The organism is Methylosinus sp. C49, assembly GCF_009936375.1.
In the GTDB taxonomy this organism is placed as follows: Bacteria; Pseudomonadota; Alphaproteobacteria; order Rhizobiales; family Beijerinckiaceae; genus Methylosinus.
In genome coordinates, this window is sequence record NZ_AP022332.1 from 1,022,839 (window position 1) to 1,049,255 (window position 26,417).

The window sequence follows — 26,417 nt, forward strand, 5'->3', positions numbered from 1 at the left end:
GTGTCCCGTGAGCCGCCGATCGCCCGCACTGATGCAAATCGTCGAGGCGACGCCCACCTAACGAACCAGCGAGGTCATTCGTTCATGAACGCCAACGTCAAGTCCGTCGACAATCCGCATCGCGCTCGCAATTATGCGCCGCTTCCGGTTACGCTCTCGCGCGGCGAAGGCGCCTTTCTGTTCGATGTGAACGGTCGCCGTTATGTCGATATGATGAGCGCCTATTCCGCCGTCAGCCACGGTCATGCGCATCCGCGCATTCTGAAAGTCCTCACGGAGCAGGCGCAGCGTCTCGCGGTTCCGTCGCGCGCCTATTACGACGATCGCCTCGACGATTTCCTCACCGAGCTGTGCAATCTCACTGGCCTCGACGTCGCGCTGCCGATGAACACCGGCGCCGAGGCGGTGGAGACGGCGATCAAGGCGGCGCGCCGCTTCGGCCGCCGCGTGCGCGGCTTGAAGAATCCCGAGATCATCGTCGCCAAGGGCAATTTCCACGGCCGCACGACGACCATCGTCGGCTTCTCGTCGGAGCCGTCCTATCGCGACGATTTCGGTCCCTATGGCGGCGGCTTCCGCGCGGTTCCCTATGGCGATCTCGCGGCGACGGAAGCGGCGATCGGACCGGACACGGTCGCGATAATGGTCGAGCCCGTGCAGGGCGAGGCGGGCGTCATCGTTCCGCCGGTCGGCTGGCTCTCCGGCCTGCGCAAGCTCTGCGACGCGCGCGGCCTGCTACTCATCGTGGACGAGGTGCAGGCGGGCCTCGGGCGCACCGGCGCCTGGTTCGCGTTCCAGCACGAGAATGTGAAGCCGGATGGCGTGATGCTGGGCAAGGCGCTCGGCGGCGGCGTGCTGCCGGTTTCCGCTTTCGTCGGCACGCGCGCGCTGATGGATATGTTCACGCCCGGCTCGCATGGCTCGACCTTCGGCGGCAACACGCTGGCCGCGGCGGTGGGGCTCGAGGCGCTGCATGTGATGCGCGACGAGAAGCTCGTCGAGCGCAGCGCGAGCCTGGGCGAGCATATGCTGCGCCGTCTGCGCAACATCGACAGTCCCGCGCTGCGCGACGTGCGCGGCAAGGGCCTTTGGGCCGGCGCCGAGATCGATCCGCGCTACGCCACCGGCCGCGAGGTCTGCGAGATGCTGTGCGACAAGGGCGTGCTCTCCACCGTGACGCATCACAGCGTCGTGCGCCTGTCGCCGCCGCTCGTCATCGCGCGCGAGGATTTGGATTGGGCGCTCGATCGCTTCGAGGAGACGCTCGCCGAATTGGTCGAGCGCGCGCGTCCGGCCAAGCGCGCTCTGGCGAGCTGATCGCCGCCTGTCATCATTGCGGCGCCGAGACGGAGCAGTCTCGGCGCCGTCTTCATGCCGGGAAACGAAAGAACTCGCGATAACGAAAGGACTCGAGATGACGCAGCCGCATCCCATGTTCGAGCCCGCTCGCGCGCCGCGCGAAGAGCGGCGCCAACGCGTGCTGATGTGCGCGCCGGATGATTTCGATGTGCGCTATGTCATCAATCCCTGGATGGAGCATCAGATCGGCCGCACCACGCGCACGCTCGCGCGAGAGCAATGGCAAAATTTGCGCGCGTTCGTCGCTAAGAATGCCGAGGTGGAGCTGATCACGCCGGCGGCGGGCCTGCCGGATATGGTGTTCACCGCCAACGCCGGCTTCGTGCTCGGAGACATCGCCGTCGTCAGCCGCTTTCGCGCCGAGGAACGGCGGCCGGAGGAGCCCTTGTTTCGCGCCTTCTTCGAGGCGCGCGGCTTGCGCGTCGCGGCCTGGCCCGAGCATCTGCCCTTCGAGGGCGCAGGCGACGCGCTCATCGATCGAGGCGCCGATGTCGTCTGGTGCGGCCATGGCATGCGCTCGGCCGATGAGGCGCCGGCGACGCTGGAGCGCATCATCGGACGGCGCGTGATCGCGCTGAAGCTCGTCGATCCGCGCTTCTATCATCTCGATACATGCTGCTGCCCGCTGGCCGGGGGCTATCTTCTCTATTATTCGCCGGCTTTCGACGCCGCCTCGCGCGAGGCGATCGAGGCGATCGTTCCGCGCGAGAAGCGCATAGAGATCGACGAAGCAGATGCGATGCGCTTTGCCTGCAACGCCGTCGATCTCGATAGCGGTCTCGCGATGAACGACGCCTCGCCGCAGCTGCAGCAGCGCTTGCGCGCGGCGGGCTTCGCGCCCATCGTCACGCCGCTCTCGGAGTTCATGAAGGCAGGCGGCGCCGCCAAATGCCTCACGCTGAAGCTTTCAGAGGACTAACCTTCTCGCCGCGCGGAATGGTCATGGTGAATGTCGCGCCGGCGCCGAGTTGCGAATCGGCCTCTATGCGCCAGCCGTGACGCTCGCATGTGGATTTGCACAGAGCGAGGCCGACGCCTGTGCCGGGATATTGCGCGAAGCTGTGAAGCCGACGCAGCGGCTCGAATATCACCTCGGCATATTTCGGCTCGAAGCCAATGCCATCGTCGGCGACCGAAAGCGCGAGCTCCGGCTCCCGCCGAAGGAAGAAGCGAATATTCGGCGCGCGGCCGGGCTTGCGATATTTGATCGCATTGGAGAGCAGGCTCGAGAGGCAGCGCTCGAATTGCGGCTTGTCGGCCTCGATCAGCACGCCGGGCGGAACCGTTACGGCGATTTGCGCCTGCGTCTGCCGGATCAGCTCGGAGAAATCGGAGACGACGGCCTCTATCTCGTCGCGAATGTCCAGCGTCTCCAGCCGCGGCGGCGTCGAGACCTGCCGCGAGAAGGCGAGCAGCCCGTCGACCAGTTGGCGCGCGCGCAGCGCCGAGGCCCGCGCCACCTCGCTCGCATGCGCGGCCTCGCCAAAATCGCCCTTGGCGATCGAAGCCGTGATAATATCCGCGAAGGCGGCGATCTTGCGCAGCGGCTCCTGCAGATCATGCGAGGCGATATAGGCGAAGCGCGCCAGACGCTCATTGGCGAGCTGAAGCTCATCGGCGCGCTCGACGAGCTGACGCTCGATCTCCTTGTGATGCGAGATATCGAACACCGTCACGGCGACGTATAGTCGTCCGTCCTCGCGGATCGGCGCGAGGCCGAGATGAATGGGAAATTCGACGCCCGATTTCTTGCGCGCGCGAAGATCCTCGTCGACGCCGAGCAGAATGCGGCGCGGCGCCTTGTAATACTCCTCACGCAGGCCTGGGTGACGGACGCGCACGTCATCCGGCAGCAGCATATCGACGGTGCGGCCGACGAGCTCCTCGGCCGAATAGCCGAACATGTCCTCGGTCGCCCGATTGACATAGAGAATGCGATCGTCGGCGATCAGAAAGCGCGCGGCGAAGGCCGATTCGACGATCATCTTCAGCTGTGCGGGCGTCGCATGCATTGGCGCTGACCATGCGCTGTTCCTTCGGCGCCTCTATATGGGGAGCGCGTCACGTCACGCGAGAGGGGTGCGGCTTTTGGCCGTCGATCAAAGCCTTCAGCGCGTCGAGATCGATCGGCTTGACGAGATGGAAATCGAATCCGGCGGCCTCGCAGAGACGCCGCACATCATCGCCGCCGGAGCCGGTGGAGGCGATGAGGAGAAGGTCGCGCCCCTCCGGCGCGGCGCGCAGCCGGCGCGCCGTCTCGTAGCCGTCCATGATCGGAAGGCCGAGATCGAGCAGAGCGACATCGGGCTTGAAGCTCTGCGCCAGCTCGAGCGCGCGCATTCCGTCGCTGGCGACGCCGACCTCATAGTTCTCGAGACGCAGCAGCTCCGCCATGGCCTCGCACACGGCGGCGTCATCGTCGACGATCATGACCTTGCGCCGCGCCGTCTTTGTCTCCTGCGGCGCAGAGCGCGCGCTGTCCAGCACATCGCGCACCTTGCGCGCCAGCCGATCGATCGAATAGGGCTTCACGATCAGCTCGACGCCGGGATCGAGCACGCCATTATGGACGACGGCGTTGGGCGTGTAGCCGGTGGTGAAGAGAATCTTCAGATCGGGCCGGCGCTTCCACGCCTCCTCGGCGAGCTTGCGGCCATTGGTGTCGGGCATCACCACATCGGTGAACAGCAGCGAAATATTCGGGTTCACCTCGAGCTGGCGCAGCGCGGCGGCGGCGCTCTCCGCGGCGAGCACATTATAGCCGAGCTCGGCGAGCGTGTCGGCGGTGAGATCGCGCACGCGCACATCGTCCTCGACGATGAGGATCGTCTCGCTCTTCTCGCTGCGCGGCGCGGTGCGCGAGGGGGGCGTGGCTGTGGTCGTCGCGCTGACCGGGCCGTGATGGCGCGGCAGATAGAGCTTGACCGTCGTGCCGAGCCCCGGCTCCGAATAGATGCGGACATGCCCGCCCGACTGGCGCACGAAGCCATAGACCTGGCTGAGGCCGAGCCCCGTGCCGCGCCCCGCGGGCTTGGTGGTGAAGAAAGGATCGAAAGCGCGCGCGACCGTCTCGCGGCTCATGCCGGTTCCGGTGTCGGTGACGGCGATCAGCACATATTGGCCGGAGGGTATTCCCACCTCGCGCGCGGCGTATTCCTCGTCGAGATAGGCGTTGCTCGTCTCTATGGTGAGCGCCCCGCCCTGGGGCATGGCGTCGCGCGCATTGAGCGCGAGATTGAGGATCGTCGTCTCGAGCTGGCTCGTATCCGCATAGGCGCGCCATAGGCCGCCGGCGAAGACCGCCTCGAGCCGCACATCCTCTCCCAGCGTGCGGCGCAGCATCTCGGCCATGGACGAGACCATCTTATTGGGGTCGATCGGCTCGGGCGCGAGCGGCTGGCGACGCGAGAAGGCGAGCAGCCGATGCGTCAGCGTCGCCGCATGCTCGGCGCCTTCCAGCGCGCTGTCGAGATAGCGCAGCGTCTCCGCCGGATCGGTGGCGTGCCGCCGCTTGGCGAGATTGACGCTGCCGATGACGACGGCGAGCATATTGTTGAAATCATGCGCGAGGCCGCCGGTGAGCTGGCCGATCGCCTCCATCTTCTGCGATTGCCGCAATTGCTCGGCGAGCTGCTCGCGCTGCGCCGCCTCGGTGGAGAGCGCGGCGTTCGCGTCGCGCAGCTCCGATTGCGCCGAGGCGATCTCCGCGAGCCGGCCGCGCAGCAGAGCGATGGTCGCCGCGCCGATGAGAATTGTGATGGAGATGGCGAGCGCCGCGCCGGCGCGCAGCAGCGAGCCATTCGTCTCGACGGCGCGCGATTGCGAATCGATCAGCTGCTGCTGGCGGGCGCTCTTGTCGTCCAGGCCGACGCGCAGCTCCTCCATGAAGGCCTTGCCGGAGCCGGCGCGCACGATCGCCACCGCGTCCTCATGGCGGCCGGCCGCCTGCAGCTCCACGGTCTTGGCCATTTCGGCGAGCTTCTCATTGGCGAGCGCGCGCTGCGCCTCCAGCGCATTTCGCTCCTCGCCCGGCGCGCTCGCCCGCTGCAGAGCGTCGAAATCCGCGTTCACCCGCGCCTTGGCGGCGTCGAAAGGCGCGAGATAGGCCGCGTCATTGGTCAGCAAATAGCCGCGCTGCGCGGATTCCGCCTCTGTGAGTCGATCGAATATGCTGTGATGAATCCGCCTTTCACCCATGAGCTGCCGCACGTCGCGATAATCGGTGGCCTGCTTGCCGACGAAGGCGAAGGCGGCGAACAAGGAGGCGGCGAGAACGGCGAAGCCGGCATAGAGAAACGACGACGTGTCGATGAATTTGCTGCGCATGAACATCCTCTCGGCGCAATGGCGGGTCGTCCGCTCGTCACGAGCGGCTTCATCCCGTCCGGCCCGAAATGTGGCTGAAGCCGCCGCGCGCTTGTCCTGGCGCAGCGAAATTCCCAAATCTCATGGTTGGCGCGCGGCAAGATCGCCGCTAGCCTGACCTCCTCCCAGGGCTCGCTCTCCTCACGGCCATGCATCTGTCGCACCTTTTTCATCCGGCGGTTACGGCATGGTTCGCCGATCATTTCCGCAATGCGACGCCCGCGCAAGCGGAAGCTTGGCCCCAAATCAAATCCGGCCGAAATATCCTGATCGCCGCGCCCACCGGCTCCGGCAAGACGCTGGCGGCCTTTCTGGCGGCGATCGACGATCTCATCCGCCAGGGCCTCGCCGGGACGCTGCCGGACGAAACCCGCATCGTCTATGTTTCGCCGCTCAAGGCGCTGTCCAACGACGTCAGCCGCAACCTCGAGGCTCCGCTCGCCGGCGTGCGCGAAAAGCTGAGACAGGCCGAACTGCCGGACGTGGATATTCGCGTGGTCGTGCGCACCGGCGACACGCCCTCGGCCGAGCGCGAGCGAATGCGCAAGCGCCCGCCCCATATTCTCGTGACCACTCCCGAATCGCTCTATGTGCTGCTCGGCTCCGAATCGGGCCGCAAGGCGCTCTCGACGACGCGCGCCATCATCGTGGACGAGATTCACGCCGTCGCGCCCAATAAGCGCGGGGCGCATCTTGCGCTCTCGCTGGAGCGGCTCGCCGCGCTCTGCGGCGATAGTCTCCAGCGCATCGGCCTCTCCGCCACGCAGAATCCCATTTCCTCGGTGGCGCATTTTCTGGTCGGCGCGGGATCGGATGCGACGCCGGCGCGCGAGCCGGGGATAGTCGATTCCGGGCATCATCGCGCCCGCGATCTCGCCATAGAGGTTCCCGGCGCGCCGCTCGAGGCGGTGATGTCGGCGGAGGTCTGGGCCCACGTCTACGACCGGCTCGCCGAGTTGATCGCCGAGCATCGCACCACGCTGGTCTTCGTGAACACGCGCCGCCTCGCCGAGCGCATCGCGCGGGAGTTGTCGGACCGTCTCGGCGAGGAGGCCGTCACCTCGCATCACGGCAGCATGGCGAAGGAGCATCGCCTGCTCGCCGAGCAAAGGCTGAAGCGCGGCGAGCTGAAAGCGCTCGTCGCGACCGCCTCGCTGGAGCTCGGCATCGATATCGGCGATGTGACGCTGGTCTGCCAGATCGCCTCGCCGCGCTCCATAGCGAGCTTTCTGCAGCGCGTGGGACGTTCCGGCCATGTCGTCGGCGGCCTGCCCAAGGGGCGGCTGTTTCCCTTGTCGCGCGACGATCTCGTCGAATGCGCGGCGCTGCTCGACAGCGTGCGGCGCGGCGAATTGGATCGGCTGACGATTCCGCATCGCCCGCTCGATGTGCTGGCCCAGCAGATCGTCGCCGAGGTGGCGGCGCAGGAATGGGGCGAGGCCGAGCTCTATGAGCGCTTCAAGCGCGCCTGGCCCTATCGCGCATTGGAGCGCGCCGAATTCGACGATGTGGTGAAAATGCTCGCCGAGGGCTATGCGACGCGGCGCGGCAGGCGCGGCGCGCTGCTGCATCATGATGCGGTCAACCACATTCTGCGCGAGCGGCGCGGGGCGCGCATGACGGCGCTGACCTCCGGCGGCGCCATCCCCGAGACCGCCGATTATCAAGTTCTGCTGGAGCCGGAGAATCACATCGTCGGCACGGTGCATGAGGATTTCGCTGTCGAGAGCATGGCCGGCGACATCTTCCAGCTCGGCAACGCCTCCTATCGCGTGCAGCGTGTGGAGCGCGGCACATTGCGCGTCGAGGATGCGCAAGGCCAGCCGCCGACCATTCCCTTCTGGCTCGGCGAGGCGCCGGCGCGCGCCGATGAGCTGTCCCTCTCCGTCTCGCGCCTGCGCGGCGAGATCGCCGAGCGGCTGCGTCGAGACTCTAGCGGCGGCGAGGCGCAACGCTGGCTGATGGAGGAGGCAGGCGTCGCGCCGCCCGCCGCGGAGCAGCTGGTCGAATATCTCGCCGGCGCGCTCGGCGCCTTCGGCGGCGTGCTGCCGACGCAGGACACTGTGGTGCTGGAGCGCTTCTTCGACGAGGCCGGCGGCATGCAGCTCGTCGTGCATTCGCCTTTCGGCGGGCGCATCAATCGCGCCTTCGGCCTCGCGCTGCGCAAGCGCTTCTGCCGCAAATTCAACTTCGAGCTTCAGGCCGCGGCGACGGAAGACAATATCCTGCTCTCGCTCACCACGGCGCATAGCTTCGAGCTGGCCGAGGTGGCGAAATATCTCCACTCCAACAGCGTGCGCGGCGTGCTGGTGCAGGCGATGCTCGCCGCGCCAATGTTCATGACGCGCTGGCGCTGGACCGCGGGAATCTCGCTCGCTCTGCCGCGTTTCCAGGGCGGCAAGAAAACGCCGCCGCAATTTCTGCGCATGCAGGCGGAGGATTTGGTCGCCGCCGTCTTTCCCGATCAGATCGCCTGCGCCGAAAATCTCGCCGGCGAGCGCGAGGTTCCCGACCATCCGCTGACCAATCAAACGATTTGGGACTGCCTGCACGAGGCGATGGACATCGAAGGACTGGAGCGCCTGCTGCGGCGCATGGAGTCGGGCGAGGTGCGCGTCGTCGCCTGCGATCTCACCCAGCCTTCGCCGCTGGCGCTAGAAGTGCTCTCCGCGCGGCCTTACGCTTTCCTCGATGACGCCCCGCTCGAGGAGCGCCGCGCGCAGGCCGTGATGGCGCGCCGCTGGCAGGACCCGCAGAGCGCCTCCGATCTCGGCCGGCTGGACGAGGAGGCGATCGAGCGCGTGAAGTCGGAAGCCTGGCCCGAGCCCATCGACCCGGAGGAGCTGCATGACGCGCTGCTGTGGATCGGTTGCCTAACCGAGGCGGAGGTCGCCGCCGCGCCGGACTGGGCGGGCTGGCTCGAGGCGCTGGCCAAGCAAAAGCGCGCGACGCGTTTCGAGACTGGGCAGGCGGCCTTTTGGGTGGCGGCCGAGCGGCTGACGCAATTTCACGCGCTCTGGCCCAAGGCGCGGCTGGCGCCGAAGATTTCGCCGCCCGAGAGCGAGGCGCCGGCGCTATGGTCCGCCGAGCAGGCGCTGATCGAGATTTTGCGTGGCCGGCTCGAGGGGCTGGGTCCGATCACGCAAACGGGGCTCGCCGCAGCGCTCGGCCTCGAGCCCGCGAGCCTCGCGACCGCGCTCGTCGCGCTGGAGGCGGAAGGCACGATCATGCGCGGGCGTTTCCTGCCCGGTGCCAATGACGAGCAATGGTGCGACCGCCGCCTGCTCGCCCGCATCCATCATTACACGATCAAGCGCCTGCGCGCCGAGATCGAGCCGGTGGCGGCGCGCGACTTCCTGCGCTTTCTCTTCGATTGGCAGCATGTCGCCGAGGACGCTCGGCTGAAAGGTCCGGAGGCGCTGCCCGCCGCGCTCTCAGGCCTCGAAGGATATGAGGCGCCGGCGGGCGCCTGGGAGACGGAAATTCTCCCCGCACGCCTCTCCGATTACGAGACCGGATATCTCGATTCGCTCTGCCTCTCGGGCCGCATCGCCTGGGCGCGGCTGACGCCGCCCGCCGCCGCCAAGGGCGCCCGCGCCGTCTCGCCGATCAAAAGCTCGCCGGTGGCCCTTTTGGAGCGGCGACGGCTCGGCGATTGGACCTCGATCGCCACGCCCACCGAGCCGCCGGCGCTGAGCGGCCGCGCGCAATTGGCGCTCGAGACGCTACGCGCCGAGGGGGCGCTGTTCTTCGAGGAGCTGGTCGACGCCTCGCGCCTGCTGCGCTCGGAGCTGGAGACGGCGCTCGGCGAGCTGGCGGCGCTCGGCCTCGTCACCTCGGATAGTTTCGGCGGGCTGCGCGCGCTGCTCGTGCCTTCCGAGAAGCGCAAGCCTTTCGAAGGCGCGCGGCGGCGCGGCAAGGTGCTCTCCTTCGGCATGGAGAGCGCCGGCCGCTGGTCGCTCATTCGCCGGGCCTATGCGGCGCCCGGCTCGCAAGCGCGTCACGCTTGCGTGGAGCATATAGCGCAGGCGTTGCTGCGCCGCTATGGCGTCGTCTTCTGGCGGCTTTTGGCGCGCGAAGGCGGCTGGCTGCCGCCCTGGCGCGATCTGCTGCGCGTCTATCGACGGCTCGAGGCGCGCGGCGAAATTCGCGGCGGGCGTTTCGTCGCCGGCTTTTCCGGCGAGCAATATGCGCTGCCGGACGCCGTCGGCCTGCTGCGCGAGATTCGCCGCCGGCCGGCCGACGGGCGATATGTGTCGCTGTCGGCGGCCGATCCGCTCAATCTCATCGGCGTGCTGACTCCGGGCGGCAAGCTCGCTGCGCTCACCGGCAATCGCCTGCTGTTTCGTGACGGATTGCCGATCGCCGCGCTCGCCGGCGGCAAGATCGAGTTTCTGACGAGCGTCGACGAGGCGACGCGCTGGGAGGCGGAAAAGCGCCTCATCCGCTCGGCGGCGCGTGGGCAGCTCGCCGATCTGGCGTGATCACGTCTTCTCGCCATAGCGCATCACGCGCACTTTCTCGAGCGTGACCAGCCCACCGCTCATCATCGCGTCGAGCGTCGGCAGAAAGGCGTCGATCTTCTCCTCCTCGTCGACGATCTCTATGACAATGGGAAGATCTTCCGAGAGGCTCAATATCTTCGTCGTGCGCAGCCGGCTGTTATGGCCGAATCCTACAGGACCGCGCAGCACGGTGGCGCCGGCGAGATGCAGCGCGCGCGCCGTCCGCACGATCGCCTCATGCAACGGCCGCCCTTCGAATTTCTCGTCCTCGCCGATGAAGATGCGCAGCAGAGTCGCGTCTCGAGGCAATTGCATCGTCAGGCTCCTTTCAACGCGTTGAGATGAGCGGCGGCGACATGTCCGAGCCAGACCGCGAAAAGGCAGAGCCCGAAGGACAGGCCGATATTGGCGAGCGCGGCGAAGGCCTCGCCGCCGCGCGCCAGATTGAGCGTCTGCAGGCCGAAGGAGGAGAAGGTCGTATAGCCCCCGCATAGGCCGATCATCACGAATTGGCGCGTCTGCGTGTCGACGAAGAGACGGCCGTCCCCCGGCGCCGTGAGCGTCGCGAAAAAGCCGATCGCGAAACAGCCGGAGACATTCACGATCAGCGTGCCCCAGGGAAAGGCCTCGCCGAAGCAGCGGGAAACGACTCCAGAGAGCCAATAACGCGCGACGCCGCCGATCGCGCTGCCGATCATGATGAGAACATAGATCATCTCGAGCCTTTGCCGGTAGGGGCTTCGCGCGAGGCCGATCGCGGCCTCGCGCGTTGCAGAGCTTTATTGGGCGGTCTCTTTGCTCGCTTCCTCGAGATGCGAGAGCGCTTCCTTCGCCTGCTTGGTCGCGGCTTCGGTGTGATTCGCCTGCCCCTCCTCTATCGCCGCCTTTATATGGACGATCGCCTCGGCCATGTGCGGATTGGGCTTGAACTTCTGAAGGCCCTCGGCTTTCTCGAGCGCGAGATCGGCGTGATAGGAGAGCAGGCCGGCGTCATGCAGCTTGCCGCCCTGGGTGATCGCTTCATTGACGTGATAGATCGCCTGGTCCAGCCGGTCGTCGGCGCGAGCGAGCGTCGGCCCGATGAGCGCCGCGAGGCCGAGGCTGGCGGCGAGCCCGAATTTGCGAATTTTCATTTCACTCTCCTCATTTCGACCGTTGCGGTCGGCGTTTCGGATTCGATTTTTCGTCGCCGGCCGCGCCGACGCGGCGCAGCCGGTGAACGCGGTCATTCGAATCTCATTGGATTGGCCGTGACCGCCCGGCCGAGGGCGCGCGCCTCTGCGCGACGAAGCTCGATCGAAAGCGCGGCGACGATGCGCGCGCATTCGACGGATCGGATTTGGCGAAACGGAAAAGCCGCGGCGATCGGACTCATGACGCACTCCTGCCGAGCGAATAGATCGCTCTCTCCGATGATCGGTCGATCATCGGACATAAGCAGGAGTCATCAGCCTTTGCGGCGGTTGAAGGGGGACCCCATCCCCCGGCCGCACGCGCGAGCGGCGGCCTCGGCGAAATTGGTATCTGAGCGATGAGACAGCGTCAAGAACGGGCTGGAGCCGAGCCGTCTAGAGCTCGTCGATCGAAGCGCGGCCGCCGGCGGCAATGTCGAAAGCGCTTGCGCGGACTGGTTCTGATGGCTGAAAAGAATTCATGCGTCTCCGATCCGACTTTTTCGTCTCCGCCCTCATCCGCCGCGCCGAGACGGCCGGCTCCGTCGCCATGCTACGCCGCCGCGGCTCCGAGGAGGCCGGCGCGATCTTCGTGAAGATCGACAGGCTGGATGGACGCGCGGCGCTGCTCGGGCCAGCGCCGCAGAGCGTGGATTTGCCGGAAGGCGTCGATCGCCTGTTCGCGCGTCTGCACGCCGACGAATGGGTGACGCCGCTCGAGGCCGAGGAACGCGCCCGCAAGGAGATCGCCTTCGACCCCGATCTGTGGCTGGTCGAGATCGAGGATCGCGAGGGCAAGAGCTTCGTCGATATCGCCTCTTAGAGTGTTTTCGAGCGAAGTGGGAACCGTTTCGAGCTGAAACGGACGACTCTAGATCGCTCGAGCGTGAGCCGCGCGGTATTTTTCCCAGCCGGCGGCGCGCAGGCGGCAGGCCGGACATTCGCCGCATCCATGGCCCCAGTCGAAACGCTTGCCGCGCTCGCCGAGATAGCAGGTGTGGCTCTCCTCGAGGATGAGCCGCACCAGCGGCTCGCCGCCCAGCTCCTCGGCGAGCTTCCAGGTCGCGGCCTTGTCGATCCACATCAGCGGCGTGAGGATTTCGAGCTTACGATCCATGCCGAGCGTCAGCGCCGTCTCCACCGCGCGGATCGTCGCGTCGCGGCAATCGGGATAGCCGGAAAAATCCGTCTCGCACATGCCGCCGACGAGACTGCCGATCCCGCGCCGATAGGCGAGCGCCGCGGCGAAGGTGAGGAACAGAATATTGCGCCCCGGCACGAAAGTGTTCGGCAGGCCCGAGGCGTCGAAGGCGATCTCCGCCTCGCGCGTCAACGCCGTGTCGGAGATGGCGCCGAGCGCTTCGATCGAGATGGTGTGATCCTCGCCGAGCCGCTCCGCCCACAGCGGCGAGATGCGCGCCAGTCCCTCCCGCAGCACGCCGCGTTGCTCGAGCTCGACGCGATGGCGCTGGCCATAGTCGAAGCCGACCGTCTCGACGCGCGCGAAGCGCGAGAGCGCGAAAGCGAGGCAGGTGGCGGAGTCCTGCCCGCCGGAGAAGAGGACGAGGGCGGAGTCGGCGGAGGAGAGTATCGCAGGGTCGGCGTCAGTCATGGCGGAACTCATTTCCTCGCTTCGATTGCCCCTCGTGCAAAGGGAGCGGATTATGCAATATTGGCGAAACAACGAAAGATGCCCAGATATATGGTAGCCCTGCCATCAGAAGACAACCACATGAAATCACAAGGATATACCGCCTTTCTACGGGCTGATCGCCCGTGGTAGAAGGAGTCGTGATGAGACAAGGTGACCGAGATGACTCGTACTTTCGGCAAAGTTCCGCAGAACGCTAGCTATCTGCTAAAGAAAGCAGAAGCCGCCCGGGCCTCGGGACGCAGAGAAGTCATCGAGCTACCGAGCCGCCGTAGCGAAGTTCTCCCGCAATTCGTCGGGCTGACATTCGGCGTCAGAACAGGTCACAAGCACGTCAGCGTTCTCGTAAGCGAGGATATGATCGGTCAGAAGTTCGGGGCTATCGTTCCACGACGCGCCCGCGGACACGCGAAATATCGGACACAACTCAAGGGAGAACCCGCGTCTCCGACCGCGCTCGGCTCGACGAGTCGCCCAATCGCTGAAAAAGCTTCGAATAGACGGACTATTGCCGCTTCGGCGTACACTCCGGGGCCGCGCGCCCGCGCGGTGTTGAGGGGCGTGGAGATCGCCCAAGACGATTTACGAAAGTCCGGCGGCGCCTACGACGTCGGTCAGGTGCGCCGGCTGCTGCACGGCGCATCTCGACAGGCCGTCGAATCCCTGATTAGCAATGGTCGCCTGCTCGTCGTCCCCGGCCCGAACAACGAAGCGCGCTTTCCTGCTGTGCAGTTCAAGGACGACGGTGGCCTCGTCGCCGGGCTGGGAGAAACACAAAGCGCGTTAGCGACGAAGAACGCCTTCGCGACCCTAAATTTCCTCGTCACCCCGGATAAACGCCTCGACGGCCGCAAACCCATCGACCTGCTGCGCGCCGGAGAGATCGAACGCGTCGTCGAAGCCGCGCGACGGGTCGGCGAGCAAGGAGCGTGAATGCTCCGCTTCCGCCGGCGAACATCCCGGATCGACGGCCCAATCTCGTCACTCTCGCTGCGAATGCGATTGTAGAGCGCTTTTTCACTGCAATGTTCGACTCGATCCATTTTGATCGAAGCCGCGACGGCCGCCTGAACGCTCCCGACGCCTCTTATGGCGTCTTGTATGTCGCCGAGAACCTTCGGGGCGCGTTTGCGGAGACCTTCCTGCGCGCGCCGGGCCGCACGCTGCTGCCGCTCGATCTGCTTCGTCGAAAAGCGCGCGTAAGGCTCAGGGTCACGCGCGAGTTGCGCTTGATCGAACTGCGCGGATATGGACTCGCGCGCGTCGGAGCAACCGCCGAGATCACGCATGGCGGGCTTCCCTATGACGCGCCGCAAGCGTGGTCCAAGGCGCTGCACGATCATCCGCTCATGGTCGACGGAATCGCCTATAGCGCGCGCCACGATGACGAAGCTCTCTGCTACGCTCTGTTCGACCGGGCGGCCGGCGACCTCGAAGAAATCGCGATAGAGCGCGATCTCGACCAGGATTGGTTCTGGGAGCTGGCCGAGCGCTACGGCGTCGGCCTCGCGCCCTGAACCCTCACGCCGCCGCATTCCTCCGCCGCTCGACGCTGGCGAATTGCGGGGCGTCGTCGTCGAATTTCGGCAGCGCGTTCATCACGCGCTCCGGCGGGAAGACGACGATCGCCTCCGTGCCTTCGCGCACTCTGGACTTCAGCTTGAACAGACCGCCGTGCAGATCGACGAGGCCCTTGACGATGGGCAGGCCGAGGCCGGTGCCCTCCTCCGCATTCTTTTGGGCCAGCGTGCCGCGGCCGAAGGAGGACATGACGACGGCGATCTCCTCCTCTGGAATGCCGGGACCCGTGTCGCGGATCGCCACATATTGCCCGCCGGCGCTGGTCCAGCCGATCTTGAGCGTCACCTGGCCGCCCTGCGGCGTGAATTTGATGGCGTTGGTCAAGAGGTTCAGCACGATCTGCCGCACCGCGCGCTCATCCGCCCAAATGCGCGGGAGATCGGGCTCCTTGGCCTCGATCATCTCTATGCCGCGCTTTTGCGCGCGAATGGTCAGCAGATGGCGGCAATCCTCGACGACGCCGGCGAGCGAGACGCTCTCCTCCTTCAGCTCGTAGCGGCCCGCCTCGACGCGCGAGAGATCGAGAATCTCGTTGATGAGCATGAGGAGATGCTGGCCGCTCGAATGAATGTCCTGCGAGTAGTCCTTATAGGCCGCCACGGCATGGACGCCGAACAGCTCGTTCTTCAGCACTTCCGAGAAGCCGAGAATGGCGTTGAGCGGCGTGCGCAGCTCATGGCTCATTGTGGCGAGGAAGCGCGATTTGGCGAGATTGGCCTCCTCGGCGCGGCGGCGCGCCTCGTCGGAATTGGCCTTGGCGTGCTCGAGCTCGCCGATGAGATCGTCCTTCTCGATACGGAAGAACAGGCTCTCGCGCGTCACATGATGGAAGCGCTTGGCCAGCACGACGAAGAAGACCTGCGCCGCGCCCACCAGCGCCAGCAGCGAGAGGCTCGTATCTTCGATCCCGTCTATGCGCAGGCAGACGACGATGGCGAGCGACATGGGCGTGATCGTCGCATAGACGGCGAAGGGTATGGTCGCCGTCACCATCGTGTTGAAGGCCGCCGCCAGCATCAGCATGGCGGTGACGAAAGCCTTGGCGTTGGGGTCGTTCGCCTGCAGCAGCAGCAGCGCCATCGCCGCCCAGACGAGGCCGTGCAGAAATTCCGCGGCGACGAATTTGCTGCGCCAGCCGACGACATTGATCTCGTCGTCCGAAAGACGCTCGAGCTTTTTGGCGAGGCCGTAGCACAGCAGCAGGCTGGAGAAGGCGAGCACGGTCCAGATGATGTCGAGCTCGCCCTCCATCCAATAGCGCGTGAGCGCCGCCACCATGGCGATGAGCGCCGTGGCCGGCACGGCGGAATGGATACGGGCGGAAGCGTAGGCGCGCAGCAGGCCGACGTCGCAGCCGCGATGGCCGGTGTCCGAGGTGGTGAGCTTCTCACGCGCCGCGCGCACCTCGGCGCTGCGGCGACGGCGCTCGGCGACGACGCGCGGATCCTTGCCCCGGCCTCGCTCGATCATCTCGGCGGTTATGTCATTCATGATACGCTGGACCCGCAAGCAACGAATTTCTCGCCTTCGAATGGCGACCCAATAAAGGGAAACGCCGTCACGACCCTTTCCAGAAGCCGAAATAATTCTCCGCAATCTAGGCGTCAGGTCGAGCGTCACTGATAATGGGGCGGAAACGTTAACGGGGGACTCACGACATTTGTCGAATTTGATGGAATGGTCCCGCGAGGGAACGCAAAAGTGACCTTTTCCACCGAAAGCGAAACCGCTCTGGCCGCGCTCGTCGCCGAGGTCGGCGCCTGCCGCATCTGCGTCGAGCGGCCGCAGGGCGCGCCTCTGCCGCATGAGCCGCGGCCGGTGCTGCGCGTCTCGCCGCGCGCGCGGCTGCTGATCGCCGGCCAGGCCCCCGGAATGCGCGTGCATCGCTCCGGCCTTCCCTTCGACGATCCGTCCGGCGACCGGCTGCGCGATTGGATGGGCGTCGACCGCGAGACCTTCTATGACGTCTCGCGCATCGGCGTCGCCGCCATGAGCTTCTGCTTTCCAGGCTATGACGCCCATGGCGGCGATCTGCCGCCGCGCCGGGAATGCGCGCCGCATTGGCGCGATGCGCTGTTTTCGGCGCTGCCGCGGGTGGAGACGATTCTGGCGGTCGGCAAATACGCGCAGGCCTATCATCTGCGCCGTCTCGGCGTCGCGCTACGCGCGAGCGCGAGCGTCGCCGAAACGGTCGGCCGCTGGCGGGAGCTTTCGGCGCTCACTCCAAAGATAATCCCGCTGCCGCATCCCTCCTGGCGCAACACGGGCTGGCTGAAGCGCAATCCCTGGTTCGCGGCGGAGCTCCTGCCGGTGGTGCGGGTGGAGGTCGCCCGGCTGGCCGGGGCGGACGGCCCGGGCGAGAGCGGAAGCTGCGCCGCTTTCGGCGGCGATATTGCTTCGCAGCGCGAAAGCTGATTAGTCCTGTCCCACTTACGAAGCTCCCGGGGATGAAGCGGGAATGAACCACTCACAACGGCCGCCGAAGCCGATCGGCGCGGCCGTCCCGGCGCCCACCGACGCCTCGCCCGCGGATCTCGATCCCACGGATTGGGAGGCGTTCCGCGCCGAGAGCCATCGCGCGCTCGACGCCATGATCGACCATCTCGCCACTCTGCGCGAGCGGCCGGTCTGGCGCGAGCCTTCAGCGGAGGCGCGCGAGCGCTTCCGGCGCCCGCTGCCGGCCGAGGGCCAGGGCCTTTCCGCCGCGCTGGAGGATTTCGAGCGCTTCATCCAGCCCTACGCCAATGGCAATATCCATCCGCTGTTCATGGGCTGGGCGCAGGGCGCCGGCACGCCCGTGGGCATGATCGCGGAAATGCTCGCGGCGGGGCTCAACTCCAATTGCGGCGGCCGCAATCACATCGCGCTCGACGTCGAGCGGCAGATCGCCGCCTGGATGGCGCAGGCTTTCGGCTTCCCTGCGGACGCCTCCGGCGTCTTCGTCACCGGCACGTCGATCGCCAATTTCCTGTCGCTGCTGGTCGCGCGCGAGCATGCGCTCGGCGAAAAGAATGTGCGCAAGAACGGGCTGAAGGCGCTCGAGGAGCAGCTCGTCGCCTATGCCTCGCGGGAGGCGCACAACTGCGTGCGGCAGGCCATGGAGCTGGCCGGCCTCGGCGCGCGCCATTTGCGGCTCATCGAGTCGGACGGCTCGCATTCGCTGCGCATCGACGAGCTGAAGCGGGCCATCGCCGAGGATCGCGCGGCGGGGCTGCATCCGTTTCTCGTCGTCGGCACGGCGGGCTCCGTCGATACCGGCGCGATCGACGATCTCGACGCGCTCGCCGACATAGCGAAGGCGGAAGATCTCTGGTTCCACATAGACGGCGCCTTCGGCGCGCTGGCCGTTCTCTCGCCGGCGCTGAAGCCTTTGGTGAAGGGTCTCGAGCGCGCCGATTCCATCGCCTTCGATTTCCACAAATGGCTGCATGTGCCCTATGACGCGGGCTTCTTCCTCGTCCGCGACCCGGAGGCGCATCGCCGCGCCTTCGCCGCCAACGCCGCCTATCTGACGCGCGCGCCGCGCGGGCTCGCGGCCGGCGAGATTTGGCCCTGCGATCTCGGCGCCGATCTCTCGCGCGGCTTTCGCGCGCTGAAGACCTGGTTCACGATAGAAGTCTTCGGCACGGAGCGTCTCGGCGCCTGCATCGAGAAAAGCTGCGCGCTGGCGCAGCGCCTGCGCAGCCATATCGAAGCCTCGAGCACTTTCGAGATGCGCGCGCCGGTGGCGCTCAATGTCGTCTGCTTCGGCGTGAAGGACGACGACGAGGCGGGACGGCTCAATCGCGAGATCGTGATGGAGCTGCATGAGAGCGGCGAGGCGGCGCCCTCGCTCACCTTGCTCGACGGACATCCGACGATCCGCGCGGCGATCTTCAATCACCGCACGCGCGAAGCGGACATAGACGCCTTCATGCAAATGCTGGAGCGCGCCGCGCAACGCGCCCGCGGCGAGCCGCCGCTGGAGCCGCTGCCGGAGCCGCGCGAGGAGGGCGCGCCGATGTCGCAGGATTGACGGAAGCAGGCAGCGCGATAGGATCGGCCCCGCTCATTGCGGGGGCCGATTTTCATGACCGATAATTTGAACGAGCCGATCGAGATTCGCTGGCGTTTCGCGCATCATGGCGCGGCGGCGATAATTATGACGCCTCTCGCGCTTTCCGCGCTTTGGCTGGCTTTCTCCGAGTCGGGCCTCCGGTTTCTCGCCCCATTTTGGTTCGCGGCTCTGTTCCAAGGGCTCGTCGGTCTCGCGCGCATGATCGACCGACGGCCGAAGGTCGTGCTGACGCGCGACGGCTTTTCCTGTCCAGGCTGGTTCGCGGGAGAGCTCGCTTGGAGCGATGTGGAGCGGGTCGGGGAGATTTCGCTCCTCGGAGCGTCGTTCCCCTATTTCGTACTGCGGCGGGACGCGGCCGATCGTCTGGCTTGGCGCGGCGCCGATCGCTGGCTGCGGCTCACGCAGCGCGGACGACGCGCGCCCCTTCTGTTTCGGCTCGGCGAGCTGGATATGAGCGCGGCGCGCTTCTCGGCGATCGTGACGGCGCGCGTCGCCCCGGCGCTCGCACCCGTCAGACCTCCAGTGACGTTGGCGCAGCTGAGCTTCTCGCCGCTCTATGCGCGCGAATACGCGCTGAGTTGGCTCGCGCTGCCCGCGACCTTGCTGTTCGAGCCGCCTCCGGCCTTCGTTCCGTTCATTTGGCTGCAGATCGCGCTCTTCGCCTTTTTCACTGTCGGACCCGAATTGCTCACGGTCCGAAGAGCGCAGGCGTCGTGAGCTAACGACCTCCATCACCCTCTCCGTGAACCCCGCAAATTGTTCGAGTCTCGTCGGCTGAGCACAGTCCCATGATGCGCGAATCGGCTCGCGCCTTCATGGGGATCGGCGATGAAGAGGCTCGCTGCGGCTGTCGTCTGCGTTTTGTCCGGCGTCGGCGCGGCGCATGCGCAGAATGTCGCCGTCGCGAAAGTCGTCGCGCCTTCCGTCGTCATTCCCGCGCCGCCGCCGCTGTGGGGCGGCGTCTATGTGGGGCTCAACGCCGGCTGGGGATGGGGCGGCTCCAGCGAGGTTCCGACCGTCGGAACCTCGATCTATGATTGGGCCTCGGGCGCGCTCGGCATGCCTTTCGGCTTTTCCTCGCCCTATGTCACCGGCCTCGCCCGCCTCGAGCAGAACGGCTTTCTCGGCGGCGCGCAGCTCGGCTATAATCATCTGTGGTCGCCCAATGTCATGCTCGGCCTCGAGACCGACATAGACGGCGCGATCATCCGCGGCTCCGGCGCCTCGCAGGGCTTCGCCGGCCAGACCGACGAGCATGGCCTGCTGCATTTGCAGACCGGCGTCGCCAGCACGCGCGCCGGGCTTTCCTGGCTCGGCTCCTTGCGCGGCAGGCTCGGCTATGTCTTCGCCCCCAGCCTGCTGGTCTATGGGACCGGCGGCCTCGCCTATGGCGGCGGCTTCGCCAATGTCTTCACCTATGGCGCGCATTGGCATCCGCAGGACCCGATCGATCATCCCGACAATCCGGTGACGCCCAATTGGGGCAATTACAGCGACACGCGCGTCGGCTGGATCGCCGGCGGCGGCTTCGAATTTATGTTCGCGCCGCGCTGGAGCCTGAAGGTCGAAGGGCTCTATTACGATCTCGGCTCCGCGACGCTCTCCACATTGCCGAGCGCCGTCATCAACCCGGAGGCGCCGGGCTCGATCGCCATTCTCAACATAGCGACGACGCGCGTGAAATATGACGGCGCTCTCGCCCGATTCGGCGTGAATTATCATTTTGGCTGGGTCGATCCGCCGCCGGTGGTCGCGAAATATTAGTGATCTGCGAAGGCCCTGAACGCCCCCTCCCTCACCCTCCCCCGCTGCGCGGGAGAGGGGGCGGCGACGTTTCGCGAGCCTTCGATGAAGCGCCGAATCTGCTCCCTCTCCCGCGAAAGCGGGGGAGGGTCGGGGAGGGGGCTCGAGCACGCCTTCACTTTCATCGACGCGAGCCGCTAGAGCTTCAGAGCTTGCGCCGCCGGGGGCTTCATCTTTTGCGCGTCTTGCTCTAATACCTCCGGCCTCGGGCCGCCGGCCCTGAGCCCAAAAGGGATGAGAGATATGCGCGCCGAGCCGCTTGCGCTGAAAGAACAGATCGAGCAGTCCATGGGACTGCTGAGGAGGCATCTTTGACGTCGAGACTTCAACGCGCCGTCTCGCCGAGCTGAACGCCAAAGTCGAAGATCCCGACCTCTGGAACGACGCCGAAGCCGCGCAGAAGATCATGCGCGAGCGCACCCAGCTCGAGGATCAGCTCGGCTCCATCGCGCGGCTCGACCGCGACCTCGAGGACGCCATCACCCTCGTCGAGCTCGGCGAGGCCGAGAATGACGCCGACACCGAGAAAGAAGGCATAGCGCAGCTCGTGGCGCTGCTGAAGGAATCGCGCGAGCGCCAGATCGAGGCGCTGTTCTCGGGCGAGGCCGACGGCAATGACACTTTCATCGAAGTGCATTCGGGCGCCGGCGGCACCGAGAGCTGCGACTGGGCGCGCATGCTGTTCCGCATGTACGCGCGCTGGGCGGAGCGTAAGAAGTTCAAGGTCGAGGTGATCGAGGAGACCGCCGGCGACGAGGCCGGCATCAAATCGGCCACGCTGCTGGTCAAGGGCATGAACGCCCATGGCTGGGCCAAGACCGAATCGGGCGTGCATCGTCTCGTGCGCATCTCGCCTTTCGACTCCAATGCGCGGCGGCACACGAGCTTTGCCTCGGTCTGGGTCTATCCGGTCATCGACGACAAGATCGACATTCAGATCAACGAATCCGATTGCCGCATCGACACCTATCGATCGTCCGGCGCGGGCGGCCAGCACGTCAACACGACGGACTCGGCCATTCGCATCACCCATATTCCGTCCGGCATCGTCGTCGCCTGTCAGGCGGAACGCTCGCAGCACAAGAATCGCGCCACCGCCTGGAACATGCTGCGCGCCCGCCTCTATGAGATGGAGCTGGAAAGGCGGGAGGCGGAGGCCAATGCGGTCGAGGCGTCGAAGTCCGATATCGGCTGGGGCCATCAGATTCGCAGCTATGTGCTGCAGCCCTATCAGCTGGTGAAGGATTTGCGCACCGGCCACACCTCCGGCACGCCGAGCGAGGTGCTGGACGGCGAGCTCGACGATTTCATGCAGGCATCGCTCGCCCAGCGCGTGCTCGGCGGCGGGCCGGAGAAGGTCGAGGACGTCGAATAATTTTTCGGCGGGAGGGCGGGGCTCTTCCTCGCCCGATCGCACTGGACGAGCAAAAAGGGCGGCCTCTCGGCCGCCCTTTCGTTTCTATGCGATCGCGAGGCGATCAGTAGGAATAATACATGTCATATTCGACCGGGTGAGGCGTCATCTCGAAGCGATAGACGTCCTGATACTTCAGGTCGATGTAGGAGAGGATGAAGTCCTCGTTGAAGACGCCGCCGGCGGTCAAGAAGGCGTGGTCGGCCTTCAGGCTGTCGAGGGCCTCGCGCAGCGAGCCGCAGACCGTCGGGATCGCCTTCAGCTCCTCCGGCGGCAGGTCGTAGAGGTCCTTGTCGGACGGCTGGCCCGGATCGATCTTGTTGGCGATGCCGTCGAGGCCGGCCATCAGCATGGCCGAGAAGGCGAGATAGGGATTGGCCGTCGGATCGGGGAAGCGAACCTCGACGCGCTTCGCCTTCGGGCTGGTCGCGAAGGGGATGCGGCAGGAGGCCGAACGGTTGCGCGACGAATAGGCGAGCAGCACCGGAGCCTCGAAGCCCGGAACCAGGCGCTTATAGGAGTTCGTCGACGGATTGGTGAAGGCGTTCAGCGCCTTGGCGTGCTTGATGATGCCGCCGATATACCACAGGCACTCCTGGGAGAGGCCGGCGTATTTGTCGCCCGCGAAAACCGGCTTGCCTTCCTTCCAGATCGACTGGTGGACGTGCATGCCCGAGCCATTGTCGCCATAGACCGGCTTCGGCATGAAGGTCGCCGTCTTGCCGTAGGAATGCGCCACCTGATGAATGGCGTATTTGTAGATCTGCAGATGATCGGCGACGGTGACGAGCGTCGCGAACTTCAGGCCGAGCTCGTGCTGCGCCGAAGCGACCTCGTGATGGTGCTTCTCGACGGCGACGCCCATGGACGCCATGGCCGCCAGCATCTCGCCGCGCATGTCCTGGGCGGAGTCGATCGGAGGAACCGGGAAATAGCCGCCCTTGGTGCGCACGCGATGGCCGAGATTGCCGCCCTCATAGGCGGTGTCGGAATTGGTGGGCAGCTCGACGGAGTCGACGGTGAAGCCGGTGTTGTAGGGATCGGTCGAGAAGCGCACGTCGTCGAAGACGAAGAATTCGGCCTCGGGACCGAAGAAGGAGGTGTCGCCGATGCCGGTCGACTGCAGATAGGCCTGGGCCTTCTTGGCGATGCCGCGCGGGTCGCGGTTGTAGGGCTGGCCGGTGGTGGGCTCGACGACGTCGCAGACGATGGAGAGGGTGGAAGCGGCGAAGAAGGGGTCGTGCGTGACCGTCGTGAGATCGGGCAGGAGAGTCATGTCCGACTCGTTGATCGCCTTCCAGCCGGCGATCGAGGAGCCGTCGAACATGATGCCTTCGTTCAGCGCGTCCTCATCGACGATCGACACGTCGAAGGTGACGTGCTGCCACTTGCCGCGCGGATCCGTGAAACGGAAATCCACATATTTTACGTCGTTATCGGCGATCTGCTTGAGAACGTCCTTGGCCGTGGTCATGTCGTGGAGCCTCTGTTCGAAGTGGACGATCGAGTCCAGCGCGGGAGACGAGAATGAAGCCGCAGAGCGGAGGGGCTTTTAAAGTGAGAGCCGCGCGGATCAGATCGCGTCCGCGCCGGTCTCTCCCGTGCGGATGCGGACGGCGCCTTCGACATTCGAAACGAAGATTTTTCCGTCGCCGATGCGTCCGGTTTGCGCGGCTTTGCGGATGGCCTCGACGGCGCGGTCCACCGCATCGTCGGCGAGCACGATCTCGATTTTCACCTTGGGAAGAAAATCGACCACATATTCCGCGCCGCGGTAGAGCTCCGTGTGCCCCTTCTGGCGACCGAAACCTTTCGCCTCGGTGACAGTAATGCCTTGCAGGCCGGCGCCTTGCAGCGCTTCTTTTACTTCATCGAGCTTGAAGGGTTTGATGATCGCCTCGATTTTCTTCATTCACCTTTCCCCGCATCGCTCATGCCCCTCGCGCCGAAACTCGAGTCCGATCCGGCCGAGGAACCGATGGGGCTCATAGCATTTGCTGTCAAAATGTTCCACGAATAAAATTCATGCGGCCAACCGCAGACCACGCCCAAATTATGGGCGGAGCCTGCGATCGGCGCATTGGCGTCATCACTCTCTCTGCAGAAGTCTCGGACGAAGCTCATGCTTCGTGGCGATGTCTTCTGCTGTCCGGTAGCGTCGGCTTTGTCGATTTTTACAAAGCCGAGCGCTGCGTCCTCAGCGCGTGGGGACGGTGGAGATGGTCTTGAGGATTTGCGAGGCGATCTGGTAGGGGTCGCCTTGCGAATTCGGGCGGCGGTCTTCCAGATAGCCCTTATATTCGTTCTTGATGAAGCTGTGCGGCACGCGGATCGACGCGCCGCGATCCGCCACGCCCCAGCTGAAGGTGTGGATCGACGCCGTCTCGTGCAGACCGGTCAGACGCATGTGATTGTCCGGGCCATAGACGGCGATGTGATCGTCCTTGGCCTTCTCGAACGCGCCCATCAGCTGCTCGAAATAGGCCTTGCCGCCCACCTCGCGCAGATAGGTCGTCGAGAAATTGGCGTGCATGCCCGAGCCGTTCCAATCCGTGGCGCCGAGCGGCTTGCAGTGGAACTCGATGTCGATGCCGTATTTCTCGGCGAGACGCAGCAGAATGTAGCGCGCCACCCACATCTCGTCGGCCGCCTTGCGGGAGCCTTTGCCGAAGATCTGGAATTCCCACTGGCCCTTGGCCACCTCGGCGTTGATGCCTTCGTGGTTGATGCCCGCGGCGAGGCAGATATCGAGATGCTCCTCGACGATCTGACGCGCGATGTCGCCGACATTCTTGAAGCCGACGCCGGTGTAATAGGGACCCTGCGGAGCCGGGAAACCCGCCTCGGGGAAGCCGAGGGGACGGCCGTTCTTGTAGAAGAAATACTCCTGCTCGAAGCCGAACCAGGCGCCCGGATCGTCGAGGATGGTGGCGCGGGCGTTGGACGGATGCGGCGTCACGCCGTCCGGCATCATCACCTCGCACATCACCAGCGCGCCATTGGTGCGGGTGATGTCGGGGAAAACGGAGACCGGCTTCAGAACGCAGTCCGAGCTTCTTCCTTCCGCCTGCTTGGTCGAGCTGCCGTCGAAGCCCCACAGCGGGAGCTGCTCCAAAGTCGGGAAGCTCTCGAATTCTTTGATCTGGGTCTTGCCACGGAGATTAGGCACGGGCGTGTAGCCGTCGAGCCAGAGATATTCGAGCTTGTACTTGGGCATTTTTATTCGCCTCCTTACCCTTGATCGACGCTCGACACGGCGCCGTTCGACGTCGTCGGCGGCCGAGCCGAAACCGTCGACGGCCCGGCCTGCTCAGCACGGCTCATGCCAAAGCCGGGGCCGAGCCTAAAGCGCAGGCGCCGAAAGGGGGGAAGACGCGGCCGCGCCGCGCTTTTTTCGATATTTTATTGTTTTTATGACAGATCTTCATTTGCCGGCGCGGTTGCGCTCGGTCGGCGCGAGACTCGGCGCGGCCACGCCATGGCCGAGGCGCCGTCATCCAACGCATTTTGCCGCCTTGTTTTTTTGCAGGGCGCCGCTTCAGCCGGCGGCGCCGATGACCGGTAGGTCAGCGCGGGCGCCCCATTCGGACCAGGAGCCGTCATAGACGGTGGCGGGCCGGCGTCCCACCGCGGCCAGCGCCAGGCTCAAGATCGAGGCGGTGAGGCCGGAGCCGCAGCTCGCGATCACCGGCCGCTCGAGGTCGATCTTCGCCGCCGTGAAAATCTCCGCGAGAGCGGCGGGGCTTTTCAGCCGCCCCTCGGCGATGAGATTGCCGAAGGGCAGGTTGAGCGCGCCGGGCATGTGGCCGGAGCGCAGGCCCGGGCGCGGCTCGGGAACGCTCCCTGCGAAACGCTCCGCGGAGCGCACGTCGACGACCTGCGCCGAGCGGTCCGCCAGCGCGCGCGACACATCGGCGGCGTCGGCGACCAGCGCATGGTCCATGCGTGCGGTGAAATGTCGCTGCGGCCGATGGCTCTCGCCCTGCTCGAGCGGACGCCCTTCCGCCTTCCAGGCCGGCAGACCGCCGTCGAGGATGGAGACGTCGGTGAGGCCGAAGACGCGCAAGGTCCACCACAGACGCGGCGCCGAGAACAGGCCGAGGCTGTCATAGACCACGGCGCGCATGCCGTCGCCGAGGCCGAGCTTGCGCGCCGCCGAGGAGAAGGCGACCGGGTCCGGCAGCATATGCGGCAGGTCGGTCGAATGGTCGGCGATGGCGTCTATGTCGAAGAAGACGGCGCCGGGAATATGGGCGTCCAAAAATTCGGCGCGCGGATCGCGGCCGGCGGCGGGCATGTGCCAGGAGGCGTCGAAGATGATGACGTCCGGCGCATGGAGATGGTCGGCGAGCCATTGCGTGGAGACGAGCAGCGTCTCGGGATCGATGTTCGGAGCGGCCGTCGTCATGCGATTCTCCCGTCGATCCGCGGCTCGCGCGCGTGATGGCGTCGGCGCGGCGATCGTTGTAGCAATGTATCAGAATCGATTCGCTTCCAAAATCGCCGAAAA

At 65.8% G+C, this 26,417-nt stretch carries 22 protein-coding genes and 1 riboswitch; of the genes, 11 read left to right on the forward strand and 11 right to left on the reverse strand.

All coding sequences use genetic code 11. The features are described from left to right. Positions 1–84 precede the first annotated feature (84 nt). Positions 85–1,317 carry an ornithine--oxo-acid transaminase gene (rocD, locus tag GYH34_RS04760; RefSeq protein ID WP_161912590.1) on the forward strand — a complete coding sequence of 411 codons (1,233 nt, stop codon included), beginning with the start codon at positions 85–87 and terminating at the stop codon, positions 1,315–1,317. Between the two features lie 97 nt (positions 1,318–1,414). After that, positions 1,415–2,278 (forward strand): arginine deiminase-related protein, encoded by an 864-nt coding sequence (locus tag GYH34_RS04765; RefSeq protein ID WP_161912591.1) that lies wholly within the window; start codon positions 1,415–1,417, stop codon positions 2,276–2,278. On the opposite strand, the gene GYH34_RS04770 is transcribed toward GYH34_RS04765, so the two are convergent. Both GYH34_RS04770 and GYH34_RS04775 read right to left on the reverse strand, forming a co-directional pair. Then, positions 2,253–3,371 (reverse strand): ATP-binding protein, encoded by a 1,119-nt coding sequence (locus GYH34_RS04770; protein WP_161912592.1) that lies wholly within the window; start codon positions 3,369–3,371, stop codon positions 2,253–2,255. The two genes, GYH34_RS04765 and GYH34_RS04770, sit on opposite strands and share 26 nt — an antisense overlap. A gap of 49 nt (positions 3,372–3,420) precedes the next feature. Beyond that, positions 3,421–5,685 carry a response regulator gene (locus tag GYH34_RS04775; protein WP_244635273.1) on the reverse strand — a complete coding sequence of 755 codons (2,265 nt, stop codon included), beginning with the start codon at positions 5,683–5,685 and terminating at the stop codon, positions 3,421–3,423. Positions 5,686–5,873: 188 nt separating this feature from the next. On the opposite strand from GYH34_RS04775, the gene GYH34_RS04780 reads away from it, so the two are divergent. Beyond that, the gene (locus GYH34_RS04780) at positions 5,874–10,208 is read left to right on the forward strand and encodes a DEAD/DEAH box helicase (protein ID WP_161912594.1); all 4,335 of its coding nucleotides are present in this window, start codon (positions 5,874–5,876) and stop codon (positions 10,206–10,208) included. On the opposite strand, the gene GYH34_RS04785 is transcribed toward GYH34_RS04780, so the two are convergent. The 3 genes from GYH34_RS04785 to smbP form a co-directional block, all read right to left on the reverse strand. Continuing rightward, positions 10,209–10,544, reverse strand: coding sequence for a DUF190 domain-containing protein (locus tag GYH34_RS04785; protein ID WP_161912595.1), 336 nt, complete (start codon positions 10,542–10,544; stop codon positions 10,209–10,211). 2 nt (positions 10,545–10,546) lie between these two features. Further along, positions 10,547–10,945 (reverse strand): fluoride efflux transporter CrcB, encoded by a 399-nt coding sequence (gene crcB / locus GYH34_RS04790; protein WP_161912596.1) that lies wholly within the window; start codon positions 10,943–10,945, stop codon positions 10,547–10,549. Positions 10,946–11,008: 63 nt separating this feature from the next. After that, positions 11,009–11,362, reverse strand: coding sequence for a small metal-binding protein SmbP (gene smbP / locus GYH34_RS04795; RefSeq protein WP_024881333.1), 354 nt, complete (start codon positions 11,360–11,362; stop codon positions 11,009–11,011). A gap of 298 nt (positions 11,363–11,660) precedes the next feature. Then, positions 11,661–11,722, reverse strand: a riboswitch (Fluoride riboswitch). Positions 11,723–11,882: 160 nt separating this feature from the next. On the opposite strand from smbP, the gene GYH34_RS04800 reads away from it, so the two are divergent. Further along, positions 11,883–12,224: a DUF1491 family protein gene (locus tag GYH34_RS04800; protein WP_161912597.1), complete on the forward strand. Its 342-nt coding sequence runs from the start codon at positions 11,883–11,885 to the stop codon at positions 12,222–12,224. A 48-nt stretch (positions 12,225–12,272) separates the two neighbouring features. Here GYH34_RS04800 and queC read toward each other — a convergent pair whose 3' ends face one another. Continuing rightward, positions 12,273–13,013 carry a 7-cyano-7-deazaguanine synthase QueC gene (gene queC, locus GYH34_RS04805; RefSeq protein ID WP_161912598.1) on the reverse strand — a complete coding sequence of 247 codons (741 nt, stop codon included), beginning with the start codon at positions 13,011–13,013 and terminating at the stop codon, positions 12,273–12,275. A 201-nt stretch (positions 13,014–13,214) separates the two neighbouring features. Here queC and GYH34_RS22160 point away from each other — a divergent pair, with 201 nt between their 5' ends. Further along, positions 13,215–13,985 (forward strand): ribosomal protein S19 family protein, encoded by a 771-nt coding sequence (locus tag GYH34_RS22160; RefSeq protein WP_256367044.1) that lies wholly within the window; start codon positions 13,215–13,217, stop codon positions 13,983–13,985. A gap of 92 nt (positions 13,986–14,077) precedes the next feature. Further along, on the forward strand, positions 14,078–14,569 hold the full coding sequence (locus tag GYH34_RS04815) for an RES family NAD+ phosphorylase (RefSeq protein WP_244635274.1): 492 nt from the start codon (positions 14,078–14,080) through the stop codon (positions 14,567–14,569). Between the two features lie 4 nt (positions 14,570–14,573). Here GYH34_RS04815 and GYH34_RS04820 read toward each other — a convergent pair whose 3' ends face one another. Beyond that, on the reverse strand, positions 14,574–16,124 hold the full coding sequence (locus GYH34_RS04820; protein WP_161912600.1) for an ATP-binding protein: 1,551 nt from the start codon (positions 16,122–16,124) through the stop codon (positions 14,574–14,576). 210 nt (positions 16,125–16,334) lie between these two features. Between GYH34_RS04820 and GYH34_RS04825 the strand changes: the two genes are divergently transcribed. The 5 genes from GYH34_RS04825 to prfB all read left to right on the forward strand — a co-directional run bounded on the left by GYH34_RS04825 (position 16,335) and on the right by prfB (position 21,868). Next, positions 16,335–17,048: a uracil-DNA glycosylase family protein gene (locus tag GYH34_RS04825; RefSeq protein WP_161912601.1), complete on the forward strand. Its 714-nt coding sequence runs from the start codon at positions 16,335–16,337 to the stop codon at positions 17,046–17,048. Between the two features lie 43 nt (positions 17,049–17,091). Beyond that, positions 17,092–18,648 carry a pyridoxal-dependent decarboxylase gene (locus GYH34_RS04830; protein ID WP_161912602.1) on the forward strand — a complete coding sequence of 519 codons (1,557 nt, stop codon included), beginning with the start codon at positions 17,092–17,094 and terminating at the stop codon, positions 18,646–18,648. 54 nt (positions 18,649–18,702) lie between these two features. Continuing rightward, complete coding sequence (locus GYH34_RS04835) at positions 18,703–19,407, forward strand: hypothetical protein (RefSeq protein WP_161912603.1); 705 nt, start codon at positions 18,703–18,705, stop codon at positions 19,405–19,407. A 111-nt stretch (positions 19,408–19,518) separates the two neighbouring features. Beyond that, positions 19,519–20,454: an outer membrane beta-barrel protein gene (locus tag GYH34_RS04840; protein WP_161912604.1), complete on the forward strand. Its 936-nt coding sequence runs from the start codon at positions 19,519–19,521 to the stop codon at positions 20,452–20,454. A gap of 282 nt (positions 20,455–20,736) precedes the next feature. After that, positions 20,737–21,868 (forward strand): peptide chain release factor 2 gene (prfB, locus tag GYH34_RS04845; protein WP_161912605.1). Its coding sequence is split into 2 segments (ribosomal slippage): positions 20,737–20,805 and positions 20,807–21,868, totalling 1,131 coding nucleotides; the frame shifts between segments, so codons are not numbered across the junction. A 103-nt stretch (positions 21,869–21,971) separates the two neighbouring features. Here the strand turns inward: prfB and glnA are convergent. From glnA to sseA, 4 genes are all read right to left on the reverse strand, one after another. Continuing rightward, positions 21,972–23,381 carry a type I glutamate--ammonia ligase gene (gene glnA / locus GYH34_RS04850; protein ID WP_161912606.1) on the reverse strand — a complete coding sequence of 470 codons (1,410 nt, stop codon included), beginning with the start codon at positions 23,379–23,381 and terminating at the stop codon, positions 21,972–21,974. A gap of 99 nt (positions 23,382–23,480) precedes the next feature. Continuing rightward, positions 23,481–23,819, reverse strand: a complete 339-nt coding sequence (locus GYH34_RS04855) for a P-II family nitrogen regulator (protein WP_018267758.1) — start codon at positions 23,817–23,819, stop codon at positions 23,481–23,483. A gap of 285 nt (positions 23,820–24,104) precedes the next feature. After that, on the reverse strand, positions 24,105–25,124 hold the full coding sequence (locus GYH34_RS04860) for a glutamine synthetase beta-grasp domain-containing protein (RefSeq protein ID WP_161912607.1): 1,020 nt from the start codon (positions 25,122–25,124) through the stop codon (positions 24,105–24,107). A 321-nt stretch (positions 25,125–25,445) separates the two neighbouring features. Further along, complete coding sequence (sseA, locus tag GYH34_RS04865) at positions 25,446–26,315, reverse strand: 3-mercaptopyruvate sulfurtransferase (protein WP_161912608.1); 870 nt, start codon at positions 26,313–26,315, stop codon at positions 25,446–25,448. Positions 26,316–26,417 lie beyond the last annotated feature (102 nt).

What these genes read in the sequence shown, in the direction of transcription:
- rocD (WP_161912590.1), top strand. Translation starts at nt 85, where the DNA reads ATGAACGCCAACGTCAAGTCCGTCGACAATCCGCATCGCGCTCGCAAT.
- GYH34_RS04765 (WP_161912591.1), top strand. Translation starts at nt 1,415, where the DNA reads ATGACGCAGCCGCATCCCATGTTCGAGCCCGCTCGCGCGCCGCGCGAA.
- GYH34_RS04770 (WP_161912592.1), bottom strand. Translation starts at nt 3,371, where the DNA reads ATGCATGCGACGCCCGCACAGCTGAAGATGATCGTCGAATCGGCCTTC.
- GYH34_RS04775 (WP_244635273.1), bottom strand. Translation starts at nt 5,685, where the DNA reads ATGCGCAGCAAATTCATCGACACGTCGTCGTTTCTCTATGCCGGCTTC.
- GYH34_RS04780 (WP_161912594.1), top strand. Translation starts at nt 5,874, where the DNA reads ATGCATCTGTCGCACCTTTTTCATCCGGCGGTTACGGCATGGTTCGCC.
- GYH34_RS04785 (WP_161912595.1), bottom strand. Translation starts at nt 10,544, where the DNA reads ATGCAATTGCCTCGAGACGCGACTCTGCTGCGCATCTTCATCGGCGAG.
- crcB (WP_161912596.1), bottom strand. Translation starts at nt 10,945, where the DNA reads ATGATCTATGTTCTCATCATGATCGGCAGCGCGATCGGCGGCGTCGCG.
- smbP (WP_024881333.1), bottom strand. Translation starts at nt 11,362, where the DNA reads ATGAAAATTCGCAAATTCGGGCTCGCCGCCAGCCTCGGCCTCGCGGCG.
- GYH34_RS04800 (WP_161912597.1), top strand. Translation starts at nt 11,883, where the DNA reads ATGCGTCTCCGATCCGACTTTTTCGTCTCCGCCCTCATCCGCCGCGCC.
- queC (WP_161912598.1), bottom strand. Translation starts at nt 13,013, where the DNA reads ATGACTGACGCCGACCCTGCGATACTCTCCTCCGCCGACTCCGCCCTC.
- GYH34_RS22160 (WP_256367044.1), top strand. Translation starts at nt 13,215, where the DNA reads ATGACTCGTACTTTCGGCAAAGTTCCGCAGAACGCTAGCTATCTGCTA.
- GYH34_RS04815 (WP_244635274.1), top strand. Translation starts at nt 14,078, where the DNA reads ATGTTCGACTCGATCCATTTTGATCGAAGCCGCGACGGCCGCCTGAAC.
- GYH34_RS04820 (WP_161912600.1), bottom strand. Translation starts at nt 16,124, where the DNA reads ATGAATGACATAACCGCCGAGATGATCGAGCGAGGCCGGGGCAAGGAT.
- GYH34_RS04830 (WP_161912602.1), top strand. Translation starts at nt 17,092, where the DNA reads ATGAACCACTCACAACGGCCGCCGAAGCCGATCGGCGCGGCCGTCCCG.
- GYH34_RS04835 (WP_161912603.1), top strand. Translation starts at nt 18,703, where the DNA reads ATGACCGATAATTTGAACGAGCCGATCGAGATTCGCTGGCGTTTCGCG.
- GYH34_RS04840 (WP_161912604.1), top strand. Translation starts at nt 19,519, where the DNA reads ATGAAGAGGCTCGCTGCGGCTGTCGTCTGCGTTTTGTCCGGCGTCGGC.
- glnA (WP_161912606.1), bottom strand. Translation starts at nt 23,381, where the DNA reads ATGACCACGGCCAAGGACGTTCTCAAGCAGATCGCCGATAACGACGTA.
- GYH34_RS04855 (WP_018267758.1), bottom strand. Translation starts at nt 23,819, where the DNA reads ATGAAGAAAATCGAGGCGATCATCAAACCCTTCAAGCTCGATGAAGTA.
- GYH34_RS04860 (WP_161912607.1), bottom strand. Translation starts at nt 25,124, where the DNA reads ATGCCCAAGTACAAGCTCGAATATCTCTGGCTCGACGGCTACACGCCC.
- sseA (WP_161912608.1), bottom strand. Translation starts at nt 26,315, where the DNA reads ATGACGACGGCCGCTCCGAACATCGATCCCGAGACGCTGCTCGTCTCC.